We start from the raw sequence: 23,010 nt of genomic DNA on the forward strand, positions 1-23,010 counted from the left end.
ATCCGGGAACAACAGCGATCGGAAGAACATGCGACCGCGCAGTGGATGCGGTAACCAAAAAATTGCATTTGAAAACGGGGGTGTCCCAACGTCATCTTTTCGATGACTTTTGGGACACCCCCCTCGTTATCCTACATATGAAAGATGAGTTACCGCATCAGAAGCTCGTTCGTATGTCGGATGCATCAAAAACGCGCTTAAGAACATCAGCCGCTCAGCTAATGTCCCAATTCTGCTCGTCCGCCGCGTTCTGCACATCTTCTCCCGTCAGGATGATATACCCATACCCTTCTTCCTCGTGCTTCTTCAAGGCGCGCTGCTTCATGAACTTGGGACTAGCCTCTCCGTTCTCTTCGTCATAAAACAGCAGAATGCCGTCCGTCTTGCGAAACAGCAGCTCATCGCGCGCTTTCAGCTGCCATACCCCTTCATAAGGTTGTTTGCTGACGCTCGCGTAATAATCCACCTGCTTCAACATTCCCCGGTAATAATCTTGCTTCGCTTCATTCCATTTCTCTTCCGGGTTCAGATAAGCCGCTATGATGGAGAGCTTGAGCGCCGGATACCGTTCCTTCAGCGCGATCGCCACCTCGCACGCCCACAGGTCCACGCCATATTGGCCTGGCGTGATGACCCATTCCAGCCCGTCTTCGATAAGCGGCACAAGCTTGTTCTCGATGGCCTTCTTGATAAGCGGGATTCCTTTATGTTTTTGATCGAATATGCCGAGTTCATGGGCGCGATAGCCGGTTACGAGCAAATTATTCATGCTAAACTCCTTGCCTCATCGGGGATGAAGGAATAATTGAGATGCCCTCAGTTTACCCGGATCGCGCCTGGATTGCAAAATGAAAAGCCTTGGCGGCGCGGCATGTACGGCCGCGAACCAAGGCTTCCTCTTGTATGGATTAATGCGTGCCCGCTTCTTTGTTCTGCGCCAGTCTGACAAGCATATGCGCCAAGATGTGCCGTTCCTGCTCATCCCCGACTTTCCATAGCTGCTGGAGCAGCTGCTCCTCGGCGTTGCGAGGCTCCTCGTGCTCGGCGAGATACTGAGCAACCTTCTGCGCGGCAACGGCCAGCTGCTCTTCGTTCAGCCCGATTGCTTCCGCCATCTTGATCCGCTTGCTCAAATACGAACGAAACTGCTCGAAATCCGCCAAAATCTCGTCCTTCTTCTTGGAGCTGAGCCGTTCGATCGTATCCTCGATCTTGCCATTTTGGAGTTCTCCGTCCTTCAGCACTGCATGGTTACGTTCCGTCATCGTTAACGCCTCCTTCTTGGTAATCGGTACACGTATCTTTACCGTAAGGAGACAGGCTTGAATCACCTGCGCATGGCAAAACCGCCCTCGATCCGAATAACGGATCTGGGGCGGCGGCGTGCGCGAATCGATTCGGGAAGCGCGGCTATTGCATAAATCCCGTCGAATTGATCGGCGGGACCGCGCTTGAGGCGGCATTGGCGTTCATGGACATTCGCACTTGCGCCTCGGCTTGCTGGACCCGCTGTGCGATCGCCTGAATTTGGCGTTTTTGCGCATCCATCTGCATTTGAAGCTGATTCTCCGCGATGGAGAGCTCCTGCTGAATGGCTTGCAGCTCGATCAGCACTTGATTGACTTGCTGAGAACGTGAATCGAGGCCGACGTTGCGCAGCGCTTGCTGCGCTTGTATGCGCTCTTGTTCCTTCTGCTGCTGCACTTGCTGCTGGAATTGCTCGTACGAAAGCTGCTGGCTGTTGATCGATTGATTCGGTTGCTGCTGCATATCGGTCAGAACCTCCCTGTTTGCCTAAGGAATAGTTCTAATATGCGCAAAGTCGATTGCTTTATGTAACCAACGGATTATTTTTTTGGTTTCCTTGGCCGTATCTCCCCGGCTAGCCGCGTAAGCTCCTCGTCCTTCGCCTCAATGCCGCCATAGCGATAGGCTGAGTATGCCCGTGTAAGCCTTGTTCCGATATGACGGTCTCCATCCGCGCCTTCTCGAAGCGCTTCGGCTTGCCCTATCTCAATCGGAGTTCGCGACGGATCGAACGGCAAACTCGAATGATGGCGCTCGGATAACCACGTCCGGTAGAGGTGAACAAGCCGGTCAGCCGGACCGCCAGATCTCGGCATCGCTGCATTCCGCCTTCGAATACCGAAGAACGAACGCCCTTTGCGCTCCGGCTTGACGATCCGGTCTACCTCGTCCTGGTAATTGCCTTGATCCACAAGCCGTTCTCGTCGCAGCCAAAGGGTAAGCCGCGCAAGCAAGCCGCGAAGCAGTGCCGGAACAAGCGGCAGACGGCGAATGATCGCAATCAGTATAAAGAGGCCGACAATCCCAATAAAACCGTACATCACCCAATCCCACCACGGAGAGGGCTCGGTTGGCTCGCCGGCGGGTAGCATCGAGGGCGGCGGGGCGACCGGCGTATCTGGCGGCGGCGGCGCGGGCGCTGGTTCCTTGGGAGCTAGGAGACGACGGATCCAAGCGGCAGCTTCGCCCCAGACAGCCCGGAATATTACCTGCAAACTACCGCTCACGGCCAATAGCAGCGTAACCATTAATACAAGTATCGATAGCCGAACGTTACGGCTTCTGACCGCCGCGTCGGCTCCAATGTCCGCCCCCGGCGCGGCCGACTCCGCGCGGACCGTTCGATGATTCACGACGAGCAGCATGATCATCATCGCCGCAACGCCGCCAGCCAGCAAGAGGGCCGACGGAACCGCGAAACGTTCGTTCCGCTGCAAAATAAATGAATACAGCACGTAAATCAGCAGCCCGATGCTGAAATGAGCCGACGTAAATCGTTCCGCCCAAGGCGCGAGCGCCGCTCGTGCCCCGCGATATAAGCCGATCGTGCATCCCAGCGAGGCCGCGATAGCTACAGCTATACCTGCTGAGAAGACCGCAAACAGCAGCGTCCCGACCCCAAGGCCACAGACGCATGTTAGCAGTAAGGTCACTGACGGCTGGCGGAACGCCGCACGTCTGCCCAATAGATAACCGATCGGATAACCTAGCAGCGGGACAAGCCACCAGCCCCTCTCCCATACTGCCGGTTGAACAAGTCCATCCGCTATTAAGAGCAGCGGCAAATAAATGATACACTCGATAACACCTTGGACAAGTACGAGACCGGCTTCCCGAATCCGCATCATGATCGGTACGCCTCCTCGTCCGCCAGCGCTTCGATCGGCAGCCAGTTCACCAGATGACCTTGCTGTCGGAGCACAACAGCCGCCTCCTCCAACGCTTCGCTCCAGAACGCGGACACCACCACGATGTCGCACCGCTCTTCCTCATCCGTTCCGACATCGCGAAGCAGCTCTTCGAACGGAACGCACCGGTGAATGATCAACCTCGCCATAGCGTCAAGGACAAGCATTAGATGCTCCCTGCCCGCCCCTCTCGAGGTCGCGATGTGCTGGCCGGGCTGGTCCAAATCATAGCCGTTCGAGGTAAAACTGAAGGCTAGCCCTTGTTCTTCCGCCAGCTGCATCAATCCCGCGGCCTTGCGGATACCATGCTCGATCAGCTCCTCGTCCGTCACAGCCTGCCACATCCCGGCATGGTCCTCCACGTTCAACAGGACAGCTAACCGGTAGTCGGCTGTATAGTCATGCTTGCGCACCTGAAGCGTCCCCGTACGTGCGGTCGCTCCCCAGTTGACGCTCTTCAGCGGATCGCCGTTCCGGTAGGCTCGAACGCCGCTGACGAGGAACGGATCTTCCATGATCCACCTGCGAACGGATGCATCGCCTTGCCAGCTATGTGCGGGCAGGCCCAGCTCGCTCCGTTCCGCCGGAAGCGGATAGACGGTCAGCTCGGCATTCAGCGTGACTTGCTTCCAATCCCGGAACAAGCCGAATAGATCGCCCCACGACACCGCGGCCGTAGCGAGCCGATATACGCCCCTCCTGGCGCATCGAACTTGATGCCGGCGCGTAATCTGCCTCCGCCCGCCTAAGCTGAACAGGCTTGCATGATTCTGATACAAGGAACCGCTGCTTACATCCAAATTATCGCCGCTGCCGAATTGCAATCCGCTTCGGAGCTGCGATTCGACTCGCAGCCAAGGGACGGGAAGCCGCTTCTCATTCCGGATCCGTTCGATCATCTCGATACGTTCCCCCTCGAAGCAGCTCTGCACGCTGAATGTCCGTTCATAAGACAGCTTGCGCATGCCCCAATAGCGGAACAGCAGACGCTGGGCGGCAAGCACGGGGACGAGGATGAGAATAACCCAATGAATCGTCATCGCTGCACCTTCGATTCCGGCCGCTTCATCGGCTAACCCGCATGCAGCGGCGCATCCGCCGGCACCGCGATCTGGGATAGGACCGAAGCGATGACCTCATCGGCCGCGTGTCCTTTCAGCCGCATCGCGCCTCTTACGACGATTCGATGGGCAAGAGCAGGAACCGCGAGCGCTTTGACGTCGTCGGGCAGCACATATTCCCGTCCGCTTAATGCCGCGCGGATCTGGCATGCCCGAAGCAGCGCCTGCACGCCGCGAGGACTTACGCCTAGTACAACGTCCGCATGCGTACGCGTCGCCTCCGCAATCGCCAGCATATAGCGAAGGAGTTCTTCGCTCACGCTTACCGTTCGACACAGCCGCTGAGCTTCGATGATCTCTGACGGCTCGGCGACAGCCGTCAGCTCTTCAAGCGGATTCGCTTCAAGGAACCGCTTCATGATCGCAATCCCCTCCTCGGCAGTCGGGTAGCCCATCCGAATCTTGAACAGGAACCGGTCGAGCTGCGCTTCGGGCAGCGGGAACGTCCCTTGCTGTTCGACCGGATTCTGCGTAGCGATGACAAGAAACGGCTTCTCGAGCGCGAAAGTCATGCCGTCCAGGCTGACTTGTCCTTCCTCCATGCACTCCAACAGGCTGGATTGCGTCCTTGGCGTAGCCCGGTTGATCTCGTCGGCCAGCACGATGCTGGCGAACAGCGGACCTGGCCGAAACTCGAATTCTCCGCTGCGCTGATTAAAGAAATGGATGCCGGTCAAATCTGAAGGCAGCAGGTCCGGCGTAAATTGAACGCGCTTGAACGACCCGCCGATTGAACGGGCCACCGCTTTGGCAAGGAGCGTCTTGCCCGTACCGGGCACATCCTCGAGCAGCACGTGGCCGGAGGCAATAATGGCGATCAGCATATGGTCGATCACATCGTCTTTGCCGACAATAACGGCGCCGACGTTGTCCCGGATCCGTTCGGCCAGCCGGTGAACAGACTGGAAACTCATGTACACTTCTCCTCTCGGTACTCGCGAAGTATGATAGGAAGCTTTTCCCATTTAGTATAACGGGTAACGAGAGTACGCGCCATGTCCGATCTGACGCGGCCGTCCGCGAATCTCGCCGAACAAGAGATAATAGAAGCGTAAACCGGTCAAGCCGGAGCGACGATCTCCACTTTGATCCGATCCGGATCCTCGAAATAAACGGCATAATGGCGCTCGCCCCCGGCGAATGGATGGGCATGTGCATATAATAGCGTAATACCCCGGTCTTGGAGCGCATCGGTCAACGCGTCCACTTGCTCGCGTGACGCCGCCCGGAACGCCAGATGATTCAGGCCGACGCGCTTCCGGTGGTACGGCACGTCCATATACCGCAGCTCGGCTTGAACGAACACGATGTAGGTGCCGTCCGCGCGATAGCTGACGCCATCCGCCCAGCGTTGATATTGCTCGTACCCGAGCTGCCCGAGCAACCAAGACCAGAACCGCTCGCTTCGTTCCAAATTCGATACATATAATTCAATGTGATGAAGCATTGGTAAGCCACCTCCGTACAGACAAGCTTTTCGGCCGCATCCCCGGCAGCCGAGAAAGGATATGATCATTATAGAACATACGTTCCCTGATTAACAAGCGCACACCGCCAAAAAAAGCTCTCCGGCGCTGTAAGGTCCGGAAAGCTTCATCATCACCTTTTCTTGCAAACAAAAATGCACCTGTCAGTCTCCCCAGACTGCGCCTAATCGCTCTATGGTTGAAGCCGAATCTCCCCCATCCCCCGCATGTATGGGCGAAGCGCTTCCGGCACACGGATCGAGCCGTCCGCCTGCTGATGGTTTTCCAGCAGCGGGATGAGAATCCGAGGCGTCGCCGCCATCGTATTGTTCAGCGTGTACGCATAACGCAGCCGGCCGATATCGTCCCGGTATCGTATTCCCGCCCGTCTGGCCTGGAAATCCAGCAGGTTCGAAGCCGAATGCGTCTCCCCGTAAGCGCCGCGGCTCGGCATCCACGTTTCGATATCGTACTGCTTGTAGTTCTTGTACGAGAGATCGCCCGTGCAGACCGCAACGACCCGGTATGGCAGTTCCAGCAGCCGAAGCAGCTTCTCCGCATGTGCCAATATCCGCTCCAGCCATTGGTCCGCAAGCTCGGGGTCCGCCCGGCAGATGACGACCTGCTCCACTTTGGCGAATTGATGGACGCGATACAAGCCGTGAACATCCTTGCCCGCCTTGCCAACCTCGCTTCGGAAACACGGCGTCGCGGCCGCCAGCCGCATCGGTTCGGTCAGATCGAGCGTCTCTCCCGCATACATGGCTACCAGCGGCACCTCGGCCGTTCCCGCCAAGTAATGGCCGCCTTCTTCGAGCCGGTAAGCCTGATCAAGCCCCACCGGGAAAAATCCCGTCGCGTAAAACGCCTCTTCCTTCGCCATAACCGGTACGTCCAGCAGCGTAAAGCCTTCGTCGTCCAGCAGATCAAGCGCCATTTGTTGTACCGCCCGATGAAGCATGAGGCCAGGCCCTTTCAGCACATACTGACGGCTGCCGCCGACCTTGACGCCGCGCCGCAAATCGAGCAAATCCAGCTCCTCGCCGAGCTCGACATGGCTCTTGACCGGAAATTCCGCTGCCGTCGGCTCGCCCCAACGACGGATCTCCACATTATCCTCATCCGTGGTTCCGTCCGGCGTATCGGGCGAAATCCAATTCGGCACTTCAAGCAAACGCCGATCCCGCTCGTCCTCCAGCCTCTTCAGCTCCGCTTCATCTGCCGTCATCCGGTCCGTAAGCTTAGCGGCTGCCGCCTTCTCTTTCTCTGCCTCCGACTTACGGCCTTCGCGGATGAGCGAGGCGATGAGCGCCGAACGGGCATTGCGCTCCGCTCGCATCGCTTCTACCGCCGCCCTGCGCTGTCTGCAGCCCTCTTCAATCTCAAGCAGCTTCGCGATATCGCAATCAATCCCTCTGCGGTCTGCCGCCTCTTGTACCTCATTTGCCCGTTCTCGGATCATCCGAATGTCCAACATGCCGATCTCCGCCTTTCGTCAGATGGAATGCAAAAAAGCGCTCGTCATCCCCAATATGGGACGAGGAGCGCTTCTCTCGCGGTGCCACCCAACTTAGCCGGCAATAAGCGCCGACTCGCTTTGCTCCGTCTGTAACGGGACGGACCCGGATTACTTAGAGGACGGCAAGCAGCGGTCAGCAGCCGGCAATCCCGATCGCAACGCCTCCGAGTTGGATGCTCTTCATCGGCATGGTTAGCTGTGTAATTGTTAGAGGTGATTATAGCAAAGACGCATTTCCCCTGCAAGCCCTTCCCATCAAGCTTCCGATCCTGCCGCATATTCCCGGTATTCAAGCCGCAAGCTAACCGAATCAAACAGGAGAGGAGCGGTTCCATGGCCAAACACAAACCGGCCGTCGGCCGATGCGCGTTATGCAGGCGGGACGAGGTCGAGCTGACCGAGCATCACTTGACGCCCAAGGAGATGGGCGGCACGTTCATGGAAACGGCTTTGGTATGCCGTACGTGCCACCGGCAAATCCATGCGCTATACACGAACGAGGATCTCGTACGCATGGTCTTGACGACGATCGAGGCGCTCATGGCGGATGCCGCCGTAGCCGCTTACGTGAAGTACATTCGCAAGCAGCCGCCCGGCGTGCTGCCGAAAGTACGCAAATCGGCGCGCGTGAGGAACCGTTGACCGCCCCGACAAGCAAGCCGATGTTCAAGCGCGTTGGTCAATCAAAATCAAAAGACCGGAGAAACAGCCGTTCAGCCGTCGCTCCGGTCTATTGCAGCAGTTTACAGGTCGCGCATCGTCTCCCATTCCGTCGGCGACAGTCCCTCTTCCACCGCGAACTCGTAGTCCTCGATATCGTAGACCTGCACGGGAACCTCGGCTTCGATCAGCCGGTCCTGGAACTCGAACTGGTCGGACAGAAGCGGAATATCCAGCTTCATCGCCGTCAGCAGCAGCTCTGTCTCGATCGGATCGAAATATTCGCCGTACTGCGCGTTGTCGATCCCGTGCACGATCGTAAATTGAATCACGTCGTTCAGCAGCAGCGGGGAACTCTCCCGCCACGGCATTTGAAGCGCTCGCTCGATTTTTTTGCGATTCAGCGGGTCCTCGAAGAACCCGATCAATTCCGCGATTTTCTGCTTCACGTGTTTGTCTTCTTCGGGATCGTCCATAACCGGCTCCGGACTTTCCTTCATATCATACAATTCCAAAACCGTGGAATATGGCAAGACAAAATCGACCGGCCGGCTAGGCACGAGCAATTGTCCATATGTAGCCACCATGACGGCCTCAATAACAAAGCGGCGTCGCATTCTATCTCCCCCTTTACTATCGCCTGAAACCTTGCCTTTGAGGTAGGATCTGAACAAGATAATGGCAAGCGTGAATCTATTATACACTATTCGAACGCCTGTACACACCGTCAAAATGCGGAGCAACCCGCGGCAGTATGGTACAATAAGCAAGACAATGTTGCGAATTGGAGGCGTTCCGTCATGATGGAAGAGCAAGTCATTATTATCGGTGCAGGCCCGTGCGGCTTGGCCGCGGCTATCGAGCTGCAGGATGCCGGCATCGATGCGCTAATTATCGAGAAGCGCAATATCGTCCACTCGATCTCGCAGTACCCCACGTACATGCATTTCTTCAGCACGCCTGAGGTGCTCGAAATCGGCGGGATCCCGTTCACAACCGCAGGCGACAAGCCCTCAAGGCTCGAGGCGCTCAATTACTACCGAACCGTCGCGCGGCGCCGCCAAGTGCGGGTTCATGCCTATGAAGCCGTCCACGCGTTGGACAAGCTGCCGGAAGGCGGCTGGATCGTCAGAAGCACGGACCGTTCCAACACGGAGAAGACGTATCGCGCGCAGAGCATCGTCATCGCGACCGGCTATTTTGACCATCCGAACAAACTGGGCATCCCTGGCGAGGAACTGGACAAAGTAAGTCACTTCTTCCGGGAAGCGCATCCGTATACGGGCATGAAGGTAGCCATCATTGGCGGCAGCAATTCCGCCATCGACGCCGCGCTGGAGCTTGAGCGGGCCGGTGCCGAGGTAACCGTCGTCTACCGGGGCGACGCTTATTCCCCCAGCATCAAGCCTTGGGTGCGGCCGCTGTTCGAGAGCCTCGTCGCCAAAGGCAGAATCGCCATGCGATTTCGTTCGCGCGTCATCGAAATCGGCCCGCTTCATCTCGTCGTGGAGAGCGAAGGCCGCACTGAAACGCTGGAGAACGATTTCGTCCTCGCGCTGACCGGTTTTCATCCGGACCGCGGCTTCCTCGCCTCCGTCGGCGTCACGATGGAAGAAGAAGGTTATCCGACGTTCAATGACGCCACGATGGAGACGAATGTGCCGGGCATCTTTCTCGCCGGCGTTGTCGCCTCAAGACGCGAAGCGAACGAAATCTTCATCGAGACCGGACGCTTCCACGGACGCAAAATCGCAGCCTGCCTGCTAGCTGCCAAGCCTTGATCCTAAGCCGCCTATATGGCGGCTTTTGCTGTTACGGCACATTGGCGCTTGCTATTTCATCGCCTTGCGCAGCAGGCCGATCCGGCTTTTGTCGCTCGGGTAGCGCATCGCCAGATCGAAGCGCGTCGTCTGCTTCAGCACGCTTTTACGATGGGAGAACGTATCGAAGCTGAATTGGCCGTGATAGCTGCCCATGCCACTCTCCCCTACGCCGCCGAAAGGCAGGCTCGAGGTGCCCAAATGCATGAGCGTATCGTTGACGCAGCCCCCGCCGAAGGAGACGCGTGCCAGCACGTCCCGTTCGATCGTGCTATCTTCCGTAAAGAGATATAACGCGAGTGGCTTTGGCCGGTTGTTAATAACATTAATGACATCATCAATTCGATCATAGGTTAGAATCGGCAGGATCGGTCCGAAGATTTCGTCCTGCATAACCGGCTGATCCCACGTTACATTCTCTATTAAGGTCGGCTCGATTTTCAGCCTCTTCCGGTCAAAGCGGCCGCCGTGCGCGAAGTTGCCGCCTCCCTCCAAATAGCCGGTAAGCCGGTCGAAGTGCCTTTCATTGACGATTTTGCCGTAACGGTCCGATTCGATCGGATTGTCGCCGTAAAATGCGCGGATCGAGGACGATAGCGCTTCGACGAACTCCTCCCGGATTTCTTCATGCACCAGCACGTAATCCGGCGCCACGCACGTCTGACCGGCGTTCATAAGCTTACCGTAGGCGATCCGCTTCGCCGCCAGCTTCAGGTTGGCGTCGCGGTGCACGATACACGGGCTTTTGCCTCCCAGCTCCAGCGTCACCGGAATAAGCCGCTTCGCCGCCGCTTCCATAACCACTTTGCCGACGGCTACGCTGCCCGTGAAGAATATATAATCGAAGGACTGCGCGAGCAGCGCGCGGCTTGTCTCCGCATCCCCCTCGACCACCGCCGCGTAAGATGGATCGAATGCCGACTTGAATAGCTTCGCAAGCACGGCCGATACGTTCGGCGTCAGCTCGGAAGGCTTAACGATCACCGTGTTGCCCGCGGCGATTGCCCCGATCACCGGCGCGATCGCCAGCTGGAACGGATAATTCCATGGCGCGATGACGAGCACGGAGCCATATGGCTCGGGCATGATATAGCTCTTGGCTCCGAAGAACAGGAGCGGCGTCCGCACCTTCTTCGGCTTGGCCCATTTGCCCAACCGTTTGATCGCTTCGCTGATTTCCGTATATAACAAGCCGATCTCGGTCATGAACGCCTCGTCGGCCGCTTTGCCCAGATCCGCGTACAAGGCGTCCAGAATGTCCTGCTCGTATGTTTTGACTACGGCCTTGAGCCGGCCCAGCTGCTCCTTGCGGAACGCTAATGACAGTGTCTGCCCTTGCGCGAAATATTGCTTCTGCCTATCCAAGAGCGACGTAATCTCCGTATCTAGCTCAGGCAGATTCCCGTTTGCCGCATCGTTCATGCTATTCCCTCCCGCTTAGTCCCGTTGTTGCCTATATCTCCAAGTATACAACAAACCCCTGCTCCCCCCAAAAAACGAGGGTAAGCAAGGGTTCGCCGAATAGCTGGATTAGTCTTTCGCCCGCTGCAGTTCCCGCAGATCGCGCCATCGGACAGGCAGAATGCCTTCCTCCGCAATCGTGCGCCGAATGTCGGGATCCCGAAACAGCTCCATCTCCATTCCCCTCCTGAGCGGCTCGCCATGAAAAGCCAGCAGCTCGTCGGTCACGAGAGATGGATGAAGGATCACCTCCGACACGCCGGGATGCAAATTACGGAGGAGCGCGATCATCTGCGTTTTAAACGAATCGAAGGTCTCGCCCGGCGCCCCGCGAAACGGAAGACCGAGCAAATAATCCAGGACGACTACGCCCTTCTCATCGGCAAGCTTCGCCATCCGGCCTGCTTGGCTGGCTAGCTCAGGCGGCGCCACCTGACCGTCCTCGAGCAGCAGGTTCCGCGGCAGCCGGAACGGAAGACCGTACTCCGCGCACACGTCGAACACCTCCGCGATGAAGTGCCGCCCGGTCTGTATGCCGTACAAGCTGCCCATATGGTTATCCGCGTGCGTCAGCTCCACGCCAAGCGCCAGCGCCATCTCGATCTGAGCGACGAGTTCCTGGCGAACCTCAGCCGGATCGGCGAATCGCTCGAACGACTTGGCGTCTTTATGGAAATAGCCCTCGTCGGTGACGAGCGACTGCGTAGAGCCGCCTCTGTAGACTGGCCCCCATTTGTACGCGTCCCATTCGCTGGTGAACGTCAAATGAACGCCGACGTCCAAATGGCGATGCCTCGCGCTCCACAGCGCAGCTTCCCTGGCCCAGCCGCAAGGCGTCATAAGCGTGGCTGAAGATACGATCCCGTCCGACAACAATGATTGAATGCCCTGATTAACGGCGTGACACAACCCGAAATCGTCCGCATTGACGATGAGCAACCGGTCTTGAGGCCCGAATCCGAGCCGCTCAGCTGTAGACATTAGGATGGCTCCCTTCCAAGCGAGGATGTAGTGGGATCTCTTACGACCGATTATATGGCGGAAGTTTCAATTCATACCCTTATGCATTCGTGTCGGTAACGGACCACTACGAGGTCCATAGACGACGCCCGTCTTGGCGGCGTTCATGTCAACGTTTCGCGAAAAATCCGATTCAGCTCGAGCCGGTTGCGTTCGATCCATCCGCATACGAAGCTTGTCCGCTCGATCTGGCCCCGCCATACTTCGGGAACGTCAACGCCGTCCGCCAGCCTCCCGGCAAAATGGAGAAAGACGTCCATCATGCGCATCTGCATGAGCGCAGGCAGCATGTCCGCTTCCTCCGTGCCCAGCCGGACTCCTTCGCCGTAGCCCTCGCAGAACAGCCCGATGCGATTCAGCGCGGTACCTGCGTCCGGCCCAGGGAACTCGGCCAAGACGACCGCCAGCTCCATCGCGCGAACATCTACTGTCGCGAACTCGAAATCCAATAGCCCCACGATGCGATCGGCTGCCGCCACGCTGTTCGTGAACACGATATCGCCATGTATCCACTGATGCGGCAGCTTCGCTGCACGGTTGGCAGCCAGCCGCAATTCGGCCCGCAAGCGAACCATTGCCTCGACCTGCTCGGACTCCGCATCAGGAAGACGAAGCGTGTGCGCGAGCTCGGCGAGTCGTTCGTTCGTCATGGCCCGGTGCGTCTCCTCGAACCGATAGTATGCGTCGTATAACGGCTTCACGTCGATCTGCGCGGCAGCCAATCGGCTCGACAGCTTGCTGGCAGCCTCGCCCAGTCCGCGAATGTGCGCCGGGTTATCCGGGCTTGGCCGACGTCCTTCGATATACCGGTATAATGCGGCTAATTTCCCTTCGGGACCTTGCGTTACCGTGCTGCCCCCTTGGTTACGAACCGGCTCAGGCACCCGGATGTCCATATCCTGCCCAATCAAGGCGAGCAGCACGGCATGTTCGACCCGGACGATCGCTTCGTCGCGATGATTGTCGTACACCCGCAGTACATAACGCTCGTCGCCAGCGTAAATCATGCGCGTCGTGTTGTTCATGCCGCTTTCTTCCCGTTCCGCGCGCCAAGGGGACGACCAGTCGTATGCATCTAAAAAAGCGGCGAATTCGCCGCCTATCGTTCCGTTCATGCTGCCTCCGTATATCGTTATTTAATAACATGAATAATTAAGCCCGTATAAGCAACACACTGTATGCCCTCATCGAAAGGATGCATGATCGACTCCGCTGCCCTGCCAGCCAAGCCGGCCATGTCTACGATTCGCTCGGTCAGCGAAGCCGCGGACTCCTCGTTTACGAGCGGCCATCAGCTGCGTTCAATTTCGCCAGGCGGCTGCTCAGCGTCTCGCGCCAGCTTGCGGACAGCGCCGCCACGTTCAGCACCTGAGCGATTCCCGCCGCGTCTTTCTTGTCCGTATGCATGACACGATTCGCTTCCTGCAAAGTAATGCCCGCCGAATCGCGCCGCTCCAGCATGAATGTATCGCCCGATCCAACCTCTCCTTCTTCCAGCACCCGGAAATAAAAGCCCGTGTAGCCCGTCTCCTGCACATGCACCGGCAGCTCCGGCAATCCATGCTTCAAGCCTAGCTTAAAGCACGGCTGTCTTGGCTGGCTCACCTGAACGAGCGCCGAGCCGATGCGCACGACGTCGCCGATGCACAGCTGTTCTTCCGTTAGTCCCTCAGCCGTGAAATTCTCGCCGAACGCCCCTGGCAGAACAGGCCTGCCCCATGCGGACTCCCAATACGGAAAGTGTTCGAGCGAATACACGCACACCGCTTTATCCTCGCCGCCATGGTGGACCAAATCGCCTTGTCCGTCGCCGTGCAGACCGTTCTTGGTCAAGAAGAGCCGCTCGGATGCGGGCTCCTTGTTAATGCCTGTTTGAATCTCTTTGCTGCCATGCATCACGGCAACCGGCAGCGCGACGTTCAGCGACACCAGCTTGCCCAACTGCTCACCCATATCCATCCACTCTCCCGCTTCTCAATATCGTCATTATAGTCTGCCCCGGAAAGAGTTGGCAATCCTGCGTCAGTCCTCCAGGTAACGATGCTGCATAGTCCTGACAACTCCTTATTGGGCAAAGTGGGTCAGCGCATTGAGTCTCACAGCATACGTAATCACACTCGCAGTCGTTTTCGCAGTCATTTTTGCATTCGTTTTCGAATCAGTTTTCGCATTCGTCTTCGCATCCGTTTTCACACTCGCTTGCGCCACTCGCGCCTTTTCGTCATAACCTCGGTTTTCTCGATGCCTTCATGTCGAAACGCCGCCGCTCTTGTTGCTTCCTGCGCTTCCCCGGGAAATGATGCTTCATTTCCCGGATTATTGCGGAAATTTTCTCTCAATTCGAACAAACAGCTCGCGGCGGTATTTCGATTCATCGTCTGCTATCCCTAGAGGTTCCAAAGCCGACTTGTCTGCTCCCGTATACGATGAGCAAGATTAGCAATAAGGCAGTTCCAATCGCTATCCAACCGACTGGCGTGACCAACATCGCCGAGCTGCCTATACAGGTTACGGCCCAACCGACTGTCAGCCACTCTATCCATGGCTCCAATCTCCCCAGTCCCCACGGCCCGATCGCGATCGTCCGTCCAGCGAGTCGCGCGGCGCATCTGCCACCAGCCACGATTACCAAGGCGGCATGCAGCAGCATAATGGCCAACAGGAGCGGCTGGAACGGCAGCGTGACCGCTGCGTTGCGACCGTACACCAGCAGCACCACCGCGCTAATCACGGCGCAGACTGTCACGAATGCGGCATGCGCGCGTAGCGGTACTCGGCGATGTCTGGAGACAATCCGGAACCAATCGGACATCGGAACGCCGCGATCCTGCGCCATCGCGTACCACATTCGCGCCATGCCCGTCAGACTACCCGCGCCGGAGAACCATGTGAATAGAAACACCAATACGGCGACAGAAGGAGTCAACCATGCGTAACCGTCCCCCAATATGGCGCGAATGCCTTCGAGAAGCCCGCCGGCGTCAGGTGAAAAAGGTATTTGCACGAGGAGGAAAGCGAAGAACAAGTAGCCAAAGATAATGGCGTACACGGTAGACAAAAAGATCGCCCAAGGCGTGTTTAGGCGCGAATCCTCCGTCTCTTCCGCCATCCCCCCTGCCCTCTCGCTCCCGATCAGTCCCCGGTACAGCAGCAGCAGGCCGAGCATCGTCGAAGTCGCATTCGGGCCGGCGGCTTGCACGTCCACCGGGTGGTGCTGCCCATAGATCATTTGCACCGGCCAATAACCCGCTCCTGCCGCATAAGCCAGCCCCATGATCATGATGAGTATCGCCGCGATCTCCATCCAGGCTGCAGCGGCGTATAGACGGCCGAGCCGGGCTGGACTGCGCACACTTGTCCAGAATTGCGCGGCGAACAACACCGTTAACAGCGCATAATGGCCAGCAGGAGTCGCGTTATAACCGAATGCTTCCGATAATGTCGAATGCAGCCAAGATGCCGCTAGTACGTTCGTTACCGCATACAAGACGGCTTGCCCCGCGCAATGGAATCCCCCTGCCAGCAAACCCCGCCGCCGCCCCGACGTAGCCAATACCCAGTGGTATACGCCGCCGTTCGAAGGTACCCCAGCCGCAGACGACGCGTACACGCAAGACGCTAGCATGGCGAACAAGCCGATCACCGGCCAGCCAATTCCGAGTGCGGCAGGTCCTCCGTGCCCGATCGCAGGCAAGAGCAGCCAGCAAGCACAGCTAATTAGCCCCATCCCGGAGAACGAGAAGCCGAAGACCGAGAAGCCGCTCATGCGCCGGATCGGCTGCTGAGTATGTCCCGATCTGTTCTGGTCATGCCTGTCCGCTATGAAACTGACGCGTGCCGAATTGTCATGCGCCGATTGGTGGTGAAACGAGCCCGCGGCATGCCTATGAGCCAGATAGCCAAGCAGCAATGCCGACGCGCACACGAACAGAAATAGCGATGAACCGACGATTACGGCCAACATGACGAGGCACCCCCTATTTGACTGTATGTCGCATAGGGCTCCCCAAGCACAAAAAAGCTTCGCCGGTCTTATGACCAGCGAAGCAGGGCGAACATCGTTCCGGCGGCGAACGAGAAGACGAGCACATGCATGGCGAATCGCTTCCACTTGCTTCTTGCCGGCTGCCGCCATAACGCATAGATGTTGACGATGACAACCGCAAGCACATAAACAAGTGCGATTACGATGCCGCGCAGTTTCTCCGCATCCGTGGACGGCGTCATGAATCCATAGATCAACATCGTCGCCCCTACCGCCACGTAGGGAAACAGCAGCCCTAAAATGAAATGCGCAATCGCGCCTATCCACAGCCTGGCCATGTTTACGCGCCTCCTTTACCCGTTCAGCCGGGCCATCACGCTTTGTTTGACATCATCGATCTCGAATGGTTTGGTGAAGAAGGCCGTGACGCCCAATTTGCGGGCCGCATCGATTTTCAGCGGATCGCCGTAGGCCGTGATCATGGCCACATGGACGGTGCGGTTATAGGCGCGAATGGCGGTCAACACCTCGATCCCGTCCATGTCCGGCATTTTGAGATCAAGCAAAATGTAGTCGACCCGCTTCTGCTTCAGGGTCTCGATGGCAGGCTTGCCGTGAGAGAATTCGAACACGCGCAGCCCTTCCAGTTCGAACACTTCGCGCAGCAGCATGCGAATCGCGGTCTGATCGTCGACGATCATCACCGTGGGCGGACCGGACTCCTCCAAGGCTGGCGTCGGATCCAGCGGCGCGTTCTCCACGCTCGTTCCCGTAACGCCTGGCCGTGAAGCGAAATTCGGACCGCTTCGTTCGCTCTCGTTACTTAATGGCGTTAACTTATCCTGCTCCACGGCAAGCCGGCTGCCTCGGTTTCTAGCGGCTCCCCGCCATAGGAGAAGCGCTGCAAGGATGATGAATAGAATGATAACGGCGTATATCATGGATGTGCTTCTCCTTCTTGCTGGCGCAGCCGGCGACTCACATTCTACCGGCGTACTTGGAATGGATTGGGCATTGAACCGCGAACCGCTGTCCTTTAATCGTTCACGATCATCGGGGCAAGCGGTCCGCTGGGACTTACGATATCCGCAAGCTCGAACACCGAGATTGGGAAGTAAGGGAACCCGAACGCATAAGGCGCCAGCTCGTACAAGTCAAAATAGACGACCAATGCGCGGTCCGCCACATAGAAAGACTGATTCGGCGCAATACTCTCAAATTCGCCTAAAGTGGCAATCTGTCTCTCCTTAATCTGCGCTTTAATGAGGTCGGACAATCGTTTCACGTAGGGGCTGCCCGGCTTGAATAGTTCCGCAAGCGAGTAACGCTTGCCTGTTGCGATTTGGAACGTCAGCGATTTCTGCAGCGTCAGTCCGTGAGCGCCGCCCGTATACGCGTAATTGAAGAGCGATAGACTGAGAATGCTTTTCTCGTTCGTCTTCAATTCGAAATACCCCTGCATCTCGGCGCGTGGATCGTCTAATGAACCTTGATCCGCCGCGAGCTCACGCACCTGCTGGCGAATGTCGGCGTTGATCGCGTTGCGCGCAGCCGCGTTCTGAACGCCGCTAACGACCGGAATCCATAATTCCGCTTTGGTGAACGTAATTCGGGATGCTTGCACATGAACCGGAAATTGAAAGGCCATCCTGCATGACACCTGCCTGCTCGTAATGAAATACCTCCCATTATATGCAGGTCGTATGCCATTGGTTATCCGCCTAATTCCCGGTAATACTACAACAGCATTTTTTCGCGCGCGGTCATGCGTCTTCCCTTGATATCCACAACGAGCTTGCCGCCGTTCAGACCCAGGATCCGGTCGGCGAATCGCTCCGCCCAATCGCCTTGCGACAGGACGGCCACGACGGTGATGCCCTGCGTCGCGCACATCCGCTTCAGATCGCTCAGCACGTGTTCAGCCGTATGCGGATCCAGACCCGACACCGGTTCGTCGACCAGCAGCGCCTTCGCGCCGTGCACCAGCGCCCTGGCGATCGCGATGCGCTGCTTCTCGCCGCCGCTTAACTTGTCCCCCTTCTGGTGCGCCTTGTCCAGCAGGCCCATCTTCTCGATCATGTCCATCGCGCCCATATAGTCGTCGTTGCGGATCATGCCTGTCACCCTGCGCCAGATCGGCGTCTGATGCGTCGCGCCGATGAGCACGTTTTTGAGCGCCGTTTTGTTCGGGAGCAGCTCTGGCTTTTCCTCCAGATATGCCATTTCGCGCCGTACTTTCATCTTGCCGGACAGCCCTTTTTTGAAAATGGAAACGCCATCAACTTCGTAATCGCCATAGCTCCACGGCTCGCGCAGCGCCAGACAGCGCAGCAGCATCGATTTCCCGCTTCCGCTTGCGCCTTTGATCGCCACGAACTCTCCTGCGCCAATCTCGAAACTTATATCCGATAAAATGTTCACTTTGCCGGGTAGCTGCTTCGACAATTTCGTTACTCTGATCATGCCCGGTGCGCTCCTTTGCCTACAGTTCTTGCCATCTATCATTCTAGTTTAAATTATTCAAAAAATAGTTTCCATCCGAACAAATGTTTGGTATAATCAAAACAAGAACAAACGTTCCCTCTACCATTCCGAAGGAGTTGATCACCTTGCAACGTTGTGAAAACTATCGTTTTATTGAAACCCGTCGTCCATTCCGGGATTTGACGTTTAAATTTTATGCGGACGGCTCGCTTACGATAATTGACAATGAGGCGGAATCGGTCGTCTCTCCCCGGGATTTAAGAGGCGAGAGCTATGACTTTTACGTCCGCCGCCGGCTGGCTTTTATACGGAAGAATTTGACGGAGAAAATTCAGAAATATGCTTAATCCCGTTAAACAATAGCGCGCGTCACCGGCACGAAGCCATGGTGACGCGCGTTTGTTTGTGCTTATCATTGGTATGCGGATGTGGTCTGCTTCCTGTCGATTGCTCGGTGGGACAGACGCTCACGACATCATCGCCGGACGCTTGGACGGATGCTCGCATAGGACGCATACCGGGTGCTGCCATGTTCTTCAAACAACTGAATTAAGGAAGCTGCTTGTTGATTCCGTTCAGGCTGGCGGGGCGGTTCGCGAGTTTATCCAGATTCGGCGTACGCGAACGAACACGAAACTTGGACTCGTTGTTCTGGTTGTCTTTTTTCTCCGCTTTGTTATAAGGCATGGCTTTAGCTCACCTCCGCTTACATTATTTGTTTCGGCTGCGTCGATTATTCGGTTTGACGAGGGCTATGCGGGTGCGGTAGATTGAGAAGACGACGGAATCATTTGAAGAAGGAGCTTTTACTATGACCAAGCAGAAGATTCTGTTTGATTTGGACGACACGCTCATCTATTGCAACAAGTACTTTTATCACGTCATCGACCAATTCGTCGATGCCATGACGAAGTGGTTCGGCGGCTATGGGCTGACCGAGACGGTCATTCGAGAGAAACAAACGGAGATCGATCTGGCCGGCGTCCATGCGGAAGGCTTCAAGAGCGATCATTTTCCGGAATCGTTCATCGGGACGTACCGATACTTCGCTTCGTTCTATGGACGCGCATGCTCGGCCGTGGAAGAGGATTTCCTCTGGAAGCTGGGCAGAAGCGTATACGATCATCAAGTCGAGCCGTACCCGCATATGGAGGAGACGTTGGACGCGCTCGCATCCAGCGGGCATGAGCTTCACCTGTATACGGGGGGAGAGCTCCTCATCCAGGAACGCAAAATCAAAGCGATGCAGCTGGAACGGTATTTTGACCAGCGGATCTACGTTCGCTCCCGCAAAAATATCGAAGCGATGGAAGACATTCTGGCGACAGGCGGCTTCGACCGTTCCTCGACCTGGATGATCGGCAACTCCATTCGCACCGACATCGTGCCCGCGCTGACCGCAGGGATTCATGCCATTCATATGAAGACCGATATGGAGTGGGTCTTTAATGTCGTCGGGATCGAAGTCGCACCGAAAGGCGCATTCTTCACGCTGCAAGCATTGAAGGAAGTACCGGATACGATTCACGGTTATTTGGGGCGCACATAACGGCAGATGATGCCGTCTTCATCAGAGCCCCTCTGGCGGAACGAGCATGGACGCGAACTACGCGCCTGCCGCTTGCCGGAGGGGTTTTGTTCGTTTTGATGCGGTTCTTATTCAATTCTAGGCGAAGCACGCGCTATGCCGAGCCATCCATCCTCTCCTAACTCCCCCCTTACGGCTGGTCAACGAGAAGCCATTCAGACCGACGCCCGCTAACCGCAAAGCCATGTTTCGCGCACGACAAGCACAAAAAAACGTGCCTCTCGATAGGATTGGTTCCTAACGAGCGAGCACGTTCTTCGTAACTACATGTCGTTTATTCCCGGAACTCGACCGTGCCGACGGTCGGATCCGTCAGCACCAGCTTGCCGGCCACCGAGCTGCCGTCCAGTTGCTTGATCGTCATTTTGCGCGTCTGGCCGCTGGTCGCGAGCGACTTGGCCATCGCGGCCGATACGGCTTTCCCCCGCTGATCCTTCCAAATGACGAATGAGCAGCCTTCTTTGAACCGGATGCAGCCAAAGCCGCGTTTGCCTTCAATCAGCTTGCCGCCGCAGCCGGGACGCGGACAGTCGGCAATCCACTCCGGTGCGCCGGCTGGCTTCGGCTCTCTCGCCGCAACGGCTGTCGCTGTTCGGGCACGGCTCTTCGCCGCGCCAGTTTCTGCGGTAGCTTCCGAGGCAGCCGTCGATCGTACGGTACGGGAAGCACGCGAAGTACCGGAAGCTGCGGATGCGCCAGTCGAAGTGCCGGTTTTGCTTCCGCGCGCGCTGGAACGACCTTTCGCCGCAGCACCGTTCTTCGCCGACCGAACGCCTTTCCCCTCATCTTCTCCGAAGATGGAGGCTTGCGCCTGCGGCTGCTGCTTCACCTTCCCCACGATCATCTCGGCGAATTGCTTCACCTTCTGCATGAACTGCTCGTCAGATGCCTCGCCTCTCGAAATTTGGTGAAGCCGCTGCTCCCAGCGCCCGGTCATCTCCGGAGAAGCGAGCAGCTCGACGCCCGCGCCGCGAATCAGTTCGATCGCCGCACAGCCCTTAGTCGTAATGTCCAGCCGCTTGCCCGCCGGCTGGATGTATCCGACCTGCTTCAGCCGCTCGATCGTCGCCGCCCGGGTTGCTGGCGTGCCGAGTCCGGTCTGCTTCATCGCTTCGCGCAGCTCGTCGTCCTCGATCGATTTGCCCGCGCTCTCCATCGCTTTCAGTAGCGTGCCTTCCGTATACGGCTTAGGCGGCTGTGTCGCTTTCTCGATCCCCGTGGCATCCTTGCAGCGGACCGCTTCGTCCGGGTTGACCGAGAACGGCCGATCGGTCACCATCAGCTCGTCGTCTTGTTCCTCCTGCTGTTCGTCGCCTTTCTTCTTGCGGCCCTTCGCTTTCGGGGCATCCGCACCTTCGTTCCCGAGCACGACACGCCACCCCGGCTCCAGCTGCTCTTTCGCTTTGGTACGGAACTGCTCGCCCTCCACCTCCGTAATCACCTCGTGATGATTGTAGCGAGCAGGCGGATAATAGTGCGAGAGAAACCGGCGAACGATCATATCGTATATGTTCTGCTCTTCGGAACTTAGGGTACCTGGCTTCTTCGGCGTAGGCAGTATCGCATGGTGGTCTTCAACCTTCGCCGGATTGCACACCGCCTTATTCCCTTTGTGCACGCGGCTGCGATCCGCGCCATTGGCCAACTGACCGTATGTCGAAGTTTGCTTCAACATATTCAGCACGTTGCCCATGACCGGAATATTCTCTTCCGTCACATAGTTCGAGCTGGTACGCGGATACGTGATGACTTTATGTTTCTCGTATAACGCCTGGGCGATGTCGAGCGTCTTCTTGGCTGGGTAACCGAATCGGCCGTTCGCTTCCCGCTGCAGCAGCGTCAGGTCGTACAGCCGGAACGGGTATTCCTTGGACTCCGTCTTCTCATAGCTGATTATCCGGCCCGGCTTCCCCTTCACCTTGGCGGCTAGCGCATCGGCTTTCTCCTTCTCGACGATCCGATCGCCCTGCCAAATGCCCTTATAGCTAAAATCCGCCTGCACGAACACGCCCTGCACGATAAAATACGTCTCGCTGTTAAACGCCGTGATTTCCTTATGACGGTCGTACAGCAGCGCCAGTACAGGCGTCTGTACGCGTCCGACCGACAGCAGCGTCTTGTGCTTGATCGTGAACGCGCGCGAAGCGTTCATCCCGACGAGCCAATCCGCTTCACTGCGGGCACGAGCCGCGCGGGTGAGCGAATCGTATTCGGCATCGCTGCGCAGACCATCGAAGCCCTTGCGAATCGTCTCCGGCGTCAGATCGGATATCCATAACCGGTCGACCGGCTGCGACAGCTTCAAATATTGCTTGATCAAATGGAAAATAAGCTGTCCCTCTCGCCCGGCATCGCAGGCGTTGACCAGCTTATTGCAGCGTTTGGCAAGCTCCCCGATCGTCTTCAACTGGTCCGTTGTCCGCGGATTCGGCCACAGCTTGAACCGCTCCGGGATGATCGGCAGATCAGCCGCATTCCAACGCTTATATTTCTCGTCATAACGATCGGGCTCCGCCAAGCTGACGAGATGCCCGATCGCCCACGTAATAATATGATGCTCGCCTTCGAGATAAGTGCGTTTATTTTGCGCTTTCGGCTCCAGCACGGCGGCAATCGTCCGTCCCATGTCCGGCTTCTCTGCGATAATTAACGTTTTCAATGAATCGCCTCT

At 57.2% G+C, this 23,010-nt stretch carries 23 protein-coding genes; 3 read left to right on the forward strand and 20 right to left on the reverse strand.

Annotation, left to right across the window (positions count from 1 at the left end; all coding sequences use genetic code 11):
• Nucleotides 1-214: 214 nt before the first annotated feature.
• The 8 genes from ACFFSY_RS31035 to serS all read right to left on the reverse strand — a co-directional run bounded on the left by ACFFSY_RS31035 (nucleotide 215) and on the right by serS (nucleotide 7,279).
• On the reverse strand, nucleotides 215-769 hold the full coding sequence (locus tag ACFFSY_RS31035) for an SLOG family protein (RefSeq protein WP_377501590.1): 555 nt from the start codon (nucleotides 767-769) through the stop codon (nucleotides 215-217).
• 139 nt (nucleotides 770-908) lie between these two features.
• Nucleotides 909-1,265: a DUF3243 domain-containing protein gene (locus ACFFSY_RS31040; RefSeq protein ID WP_377501592.1), complete on the reverse strand. Its 357-nt coding sequence runs from the start codon at nucleotides 1,263-1,265 to the stop codon at nucleotides 909-911.
• Nucleotides 1,266-1,410: 145 nt separating this feature from the next.
• Nucleotides 1,411-1,770 (reverse strand): hypothetical protein, encoded by a 360-nt coding sequence (locus ACFFSY_RS31045; protein WP_377501594.1) that lies wholly within the window; start codon nucleotides 1,768-1,770, stop codon nucleotides 1,411-1,413.
• A 77-nt stretch (nucleotides 1,771-1,847) separates the two neighbouring features.
• On the reverse strand, nucleotides 1,848-3,155 hold the full coding sequence (locus ACFFSY_RS31050) for a hypothetical protein (protein ID WP_377501596.1): 1,308 nt from the start codon (nucleotides 3,153-3,155) through the stop codon (nucleotides 1,848-1,850).
• Nucleotides 3,152-4,255 carry a DUF58 domain-containing protein gene (locus ACFFSY_RS31055; protein ID WP_377501598.1) on the reverse strand — a complete coding sequence of 368 codons (1,104 nt, stop codon included), beginning with the start codon at nucleotides 4,253-4,255 and terminating at the stop codon, nucleotides 3,152-3,154. The genes ACFFSY_RS31050 and ACFFSY_RS31055 overlap by 4 nt, the downstream gene beginning before the upstream one ends.
• Before the next feature lie 32 nt (nucleotides 4,256-4,287).
• Nucleotides 4,288-5,250, reverse strand: coding sequence for an AAA family ATPase (locus tag ACFFSY_RS31060; RefSeq protein ID WP_377501600.1), 963 nt, complete (start codon nucleotides 5,248-5,250; stop codon nucleotides 4,288-4,290).
• A 146-nt stretch (nucleotides 5,251-5,396) separates the two neighbouring features.
• Nucleotides 5,397-5,783 (reverse strand): VOC family protein, encoded by a 387-nt coding sequence (locus ACFFSY_RS31065; protein WP_377501602.1) that lies wholly within the window; start codon nucleotides 5,781-5,783, stop codon nucleotides 5,397-5,399.
• Nucleotides 5,784-5,995: 212 nt separating this feature from the next.
• Nucleotides 5,996-7,279: a serine--tRNA ligase gene (gene serS / locus ACFFSY_RS31070; protein WP_377501604.1), complete on the reverse strand. Its 1,284-nt coding sequence runs from the start codon at nucleotides 7,277-7,279 to the stop codon at nucleotides 5,996-5,998.
• Between the two features lie 375 nt (nucleotides 7,280-7,654).
• Between serS and hlpB the strand changes: the two genes are divergently transcribed.
• Complete coding sequence (gene hlpB / locus ACFFSY_RS31075; RefSeq protein WP_377501606.1) at nucleotides 7,655-7,963, forward strand: HNH nuclease-like protein HlpB; 309 nt, start codon at nucleotides 7,655-7,657, stop codon at nucleotides 7,961-7,963.
• Nucleotides 7,964-8,064: 101 nt separating this feature from the next.
• On the opposite strand, the gene ACFFSY_RS31080 is transcribed toward hlpB, so the two are convergent.
• Nucleotides 8,065-8,598, reverse strand: coding sequence for an ADP-heptose synthase (locus ACFFSY_RS31080; protein WP_377501608.1), 534 nt, complete (start codon nucleotides 8,596-8,598; stop codon nucleotides 8,065-8,067).
• 183 nt (nucleotides 8,599-8,781) lie between these two features.
• Between ACFFSY_RS31080 and ACFFSY_RS31085 the strand changes: the two genes are divergently transcribed.
• Nucleotides 8,782-9,762: a YpdA family putative bacillithiol disulfide reductase gene (locus ACFFSY_RS31085; protein WP_377501610.1), complete on the forward strand. Its 981-nt coding sequence runs from the start codon at nucleotides 8,782-8,784 to the stop codon at nucleotides 9,760-9,762.
• Nucleotides 9,763-9,813: 51 nt separating this feature from the next.
• On the opposite strand, the gene ACFFSY_RS31090 is transcribed toward ACFFSY_RS31085, so the two are convergent.
• The 10 genes from ACFFSY_RS31090 to ACFFSY_RS31135 form a co-directional block, all read right to left on the reverse strand.
• Nucleotides 9,814-11,223, reverse strand: a complete 1,410-nt coding sequence (locus tag ACFFSY_RS31090; protein WP_377501612.1) for an aldehyde dehydrogenase — start codon at nucleotides 11,221-11,223, stop codon at nucleotides 9,814-9,816.
• A gap of 108 nt (nucleotides 11,224-11,331) precedes the next feature.
• The gene (locus ACFFSY_RS31095; RefSeq protein WP_377501614.1) at nucleotides 11,332-12,243 is read right to left on the reverse strand and encodes a polysaccharide deacetylase family protein; all 912 of its coding nucleotides are present in this window, start codon (nucleotides 12,241-12,243) and stop codon (nucleotides 11,332-11,334) included.
• 143 nt (nucleotides 12,244-12,386) lie between these two features.
• Nucleotides 12,387-13,397 carry a phosphotransferase gene (locus ACFFSY_RS31100; protein ID WP_377501616.1) on the reverse strand — a complete coding sequence of 337 codons (1,011 nt, stop codon included), beginning with the start codon at nucleotides 13,395-13,397 and terminating at the stop codon, nucleotides 12,387-12,389.
• Nucleotides 13,398-13,560: 163 nt separating this feature from the next.
• Nucleotides 13,561-14,235 (reverse strand): MOSC domain-containing protein, encoded by a 675-nt coding sequence (locus ACFFSY_RS31105; protein ID WP_377501618.1) that lies wholly within the window; start codon nucleotides 14,233-14,235, stop codon nucleotides 13,561-13,563.
• Nucleotides 14,236-14,653: 418 nt separating this feature from the next.
• Nucleotides 14,654-16,246: an amino acid permease gene (locus tag ACFFSY_RS31110; protein WP_377501620.1), complete on the reverse strand. Its 1,593-nt coding sequence runs from the start codon at nucleotides 16,244-16,246 to the stop codon at nucleotides 14,654-14,656.
• Nucleotides 16,247-16,314: 68 nt separating this feature from the next.
• Entirely contained in the window at nucleotides 16,315-16,605 is a 291-nt protein-coding gene (locus ACFFSY_RS31115; protein WP_377501622.1) for a hypothetical protein, read from the reverse strand.
• A 15-nt stretch (nucleotides 16,606-16,620) separates the two neighbouring features.
• On the reverse strand, nucleotides 16,621-17,208 hold the full coding sequence (locus ACFFSY_RS31120) for a response regulator (protein WP_377501624.1): 588 nt from the start codon (nucleotides 17,206-17,208) through the stop codon (nucleotides 16,621-16,623).
• A gap of 95 nt (nucleotides 17,209-17,303) precedes the next feature.
• Nucleotides 17,304-17,915 carry a PdaC/RsiV family protein gene (locus tag ACFFSY_RS31125; RefSeq protein ID WP_377501626.1) on the reverse strand — a complete coding sequence of 204 codons (612 nt, stop codon included), beginning with the start codon at nucleotides 17,913-17,915 and terminating at the stop codon, nucleotides 17,304-17,306.
• A gap of 89 nt (nucleotides 17,916-18,004) precedes the next feature.
• Nucleotides 18,005-18,730: a phosphonate ABC transporter ATP-binding protein gene (locus tag ACFFSY_RS31130; protein WP_377501628.1), complete on the reverse strand. Its 726-nt coding sequence runs from the start codon at nucleotides 18,728-18,730 to the stop codon at nucleotides 18,005-18,007.
• Between the two features lie 570 nt (nucleotides 18,731-19,300).
• On the reverse strand, nucleotides 19,301-19,438 hold the full coding sequence (locus ACFFSY_RS31135; protein ID WP_377501630.1) for a hypothetical protein: 138 nt from the start codon (nucleotides 19,436-19,438) through the stop codon (nucleotides 19,301-19,303).
• A 124-nt stretch (nucleotides 19,439-19,562) separates the two neighbouring features.
• On the opposite strand from ACFFSY_RS31135, the gene ACFFSY_RS31140 reads away from it, so the two are divergent.
• Nucleotides 19,563-20,300 (forward strand): HAD family hydrolase, encoded by a 738-nt coding sequence (locus ACFFSY_RS31140; RefSeq protein WP_377501632.1) that lies wholly within the window; start codon nucleotides 19,563-19,565, stop codon nucleotides 20,298-20,300.
• Nucleotides 20,301-20,613: 313 nt separating this feature from the next.
• On the opposite strand, the gene ACFFSY_RS31145 is transcribed toward ACFFSY_RS31140, so the two are convergent.
• Complete coding sequence (locus ACFFSY_RS31145; protein ID WP_377501634.1) at nucleotides 20,614-22,998, reverse strand: DNA topoisomerase 3; 2,385 nt, start codon at nucleotides 22,996-22,998, stop codon at nucleotides 20,614-20,616.
• Nucleotides 22,999-23,010 lie beyond the last annotated feature (12 nt).

This window comes from Paenibacillus aurantiacus, from assembly GCF_042431225.1.
Classification (GTDB): Bacteria; Bacillota; Bacilli; order Paenibacillales; family Paenibacillaceae; genus Paenibacillus_Z; species Paenibacillus_Z aurantiacus.

Coding starts and splice junctions, on each gene's coding strand:
- hlpB (WP_377501606.1), top strand. CDS start 7,655: ATGGCCAAACACAAACCGGCCGTCGGCCGATGCGCGTTATGCAGGCGG.
- ACFFSY_RS31110 (WP_377501620.1), bottom strand. CDS start 16,246: ATGTTGGCCGTAATCGTCGGTTCATCGCTATTTCTGTTCGTGTGCGCG.
- ACFFSY_RS31100 (WP_377501616.1), bottom strand. CDS start 13,397: ATGAACGGAACGATAGGCGGCGAATTCGCCGCTTTTTTAGATGCATAC.
- serS (WP_377501604.1), bottom strand. CDS start 7,279: ATGTTGGACATTCGGATGATCCGAGAACGGGCAAATGAGGTACAAGAG.
- ACFFSY_RS31085 (WP_377501610.1), top strand. CDS start 8,782: ATGATGGAAGAGCAAGTCATTATTATCGGTGCAGGCCCGTGCGGCTTG.
- ACFFSY_RS31065 (WP_377501602.1), bottom strand. CDS start 5,783: ATGCTTCATCACATTGAATTATATGTATCGAATTTGGAACGAAGCGAG.
- ACFFSY_RS31040 (WP_377501592.1), bottom strand. CDS start 1,265: ATGACGGAACGTAACCATGCAGTGCTGAAGGACGGAGAACTCCAAAAT.
- ACFFSY_RS31125 (WP_377501626.1), bottom strand. CDS start 17,915: ATGGCCTTTCAATTTCCGGTTCATGTGCAAGCATCCCGAATTACGTTC.
- ACFFSY_RS31140 (WP_377501632.1), top strand. CDS start 19,563: ATGACCAAGCAGAAGATTCTGTTTGATTTGGACGACACGCTCATCTAT.
- ACFFSY_RS31120 (WP_377501624.1), bottom strand. CDS start 17,208: ATGATATACGCCGTTATCATTCTATTCATCATCCTTGCAGCGCTTCTC.
- ACFFSY_RS31035 (WP_377501590.1), bottom strand. CDS start 769: ATGAATAATTTGCTCGTAACCGGCTATCGCGCCCATGAACTCGGCATA.
- ACFFSY_RS31095 (WP_377501614.1), bottom strand. CDS start 12,243: ATGTCTACAGCTGAGCGGCTCGGATTCGGGCCTCAAGACCGGTTGCTC.
- ACFFSY_RS31130 (WP_377501628.1), bottom strand. CDS start 18,730: ATGATCAGAGTAACGAAATTGTCGAAGCAGCTACCCGGCAAAGTGAAC.
- ACFFSY_RS31060 (WP_377501600.1), bottom strand. CDS start 5,250: ATGAGTTTCCAGTCTGTTCACCGGCTGGCCGAACGGATCCGGGACAAC.
- ACFFSY_RS31135 (WP_377501630.1), bottom strand. CDS start 19,438: ATGCCTTATAACAAAGCGGAGAAAAAAGACAACCAGAACAACGAGTCC.
- ACFFSY_RS31045 (WP_377501594.1), bottom strand. CDS start 1,770: ATGCAGCAGCAACCGAATCAATCGATCAACAGCCAGCAGCTTTCGTAC.
- ACFFSY_RS31115 (WP_377501622.1), bottom strand. CDS start 16,605: ATGGCCAGGCTGTGGATAGGCGCGATTGCGCATTTCATTTTAGGGCTG.
- ACFFSY_RS31090 (WP_377501612.1), bottom strand. CDS start 11,223: ATGAACGATGCGGCAAACGGGAATCTGCCTGAGCTAGATACGGAGATT.
- ACFFSY_RS31050 (WP_377501596.1), bottom strand. CDS start 3,155: ATGATGCGGATTCGGGAAGCCGGTCTCGTACTTGTCCAAGGTGTTATC.
- ACFFSY_RS31080 (WP_377501608.1), bottom strand. CDS start 8,598: ATGCGACGCCGCTTTGTTATTGAGGCCGTCATGGTGGCTACATATGGA.
- ACFFSY_RS31105 (WP_377501618.1), bottom strand. CDS start 14,235: ATGGGTGAGCAGTTGGGCAAGCTGGTGTCGCTGAACGTCGCGCTGCCG.
- ACFFSY_RS31055 (WP_377501598.1), bottom strand. CDS start 4,255: ATGACGATTCATTGGGTTATTCTCATCCTCGTCCCCGTGCTTGCCGCC.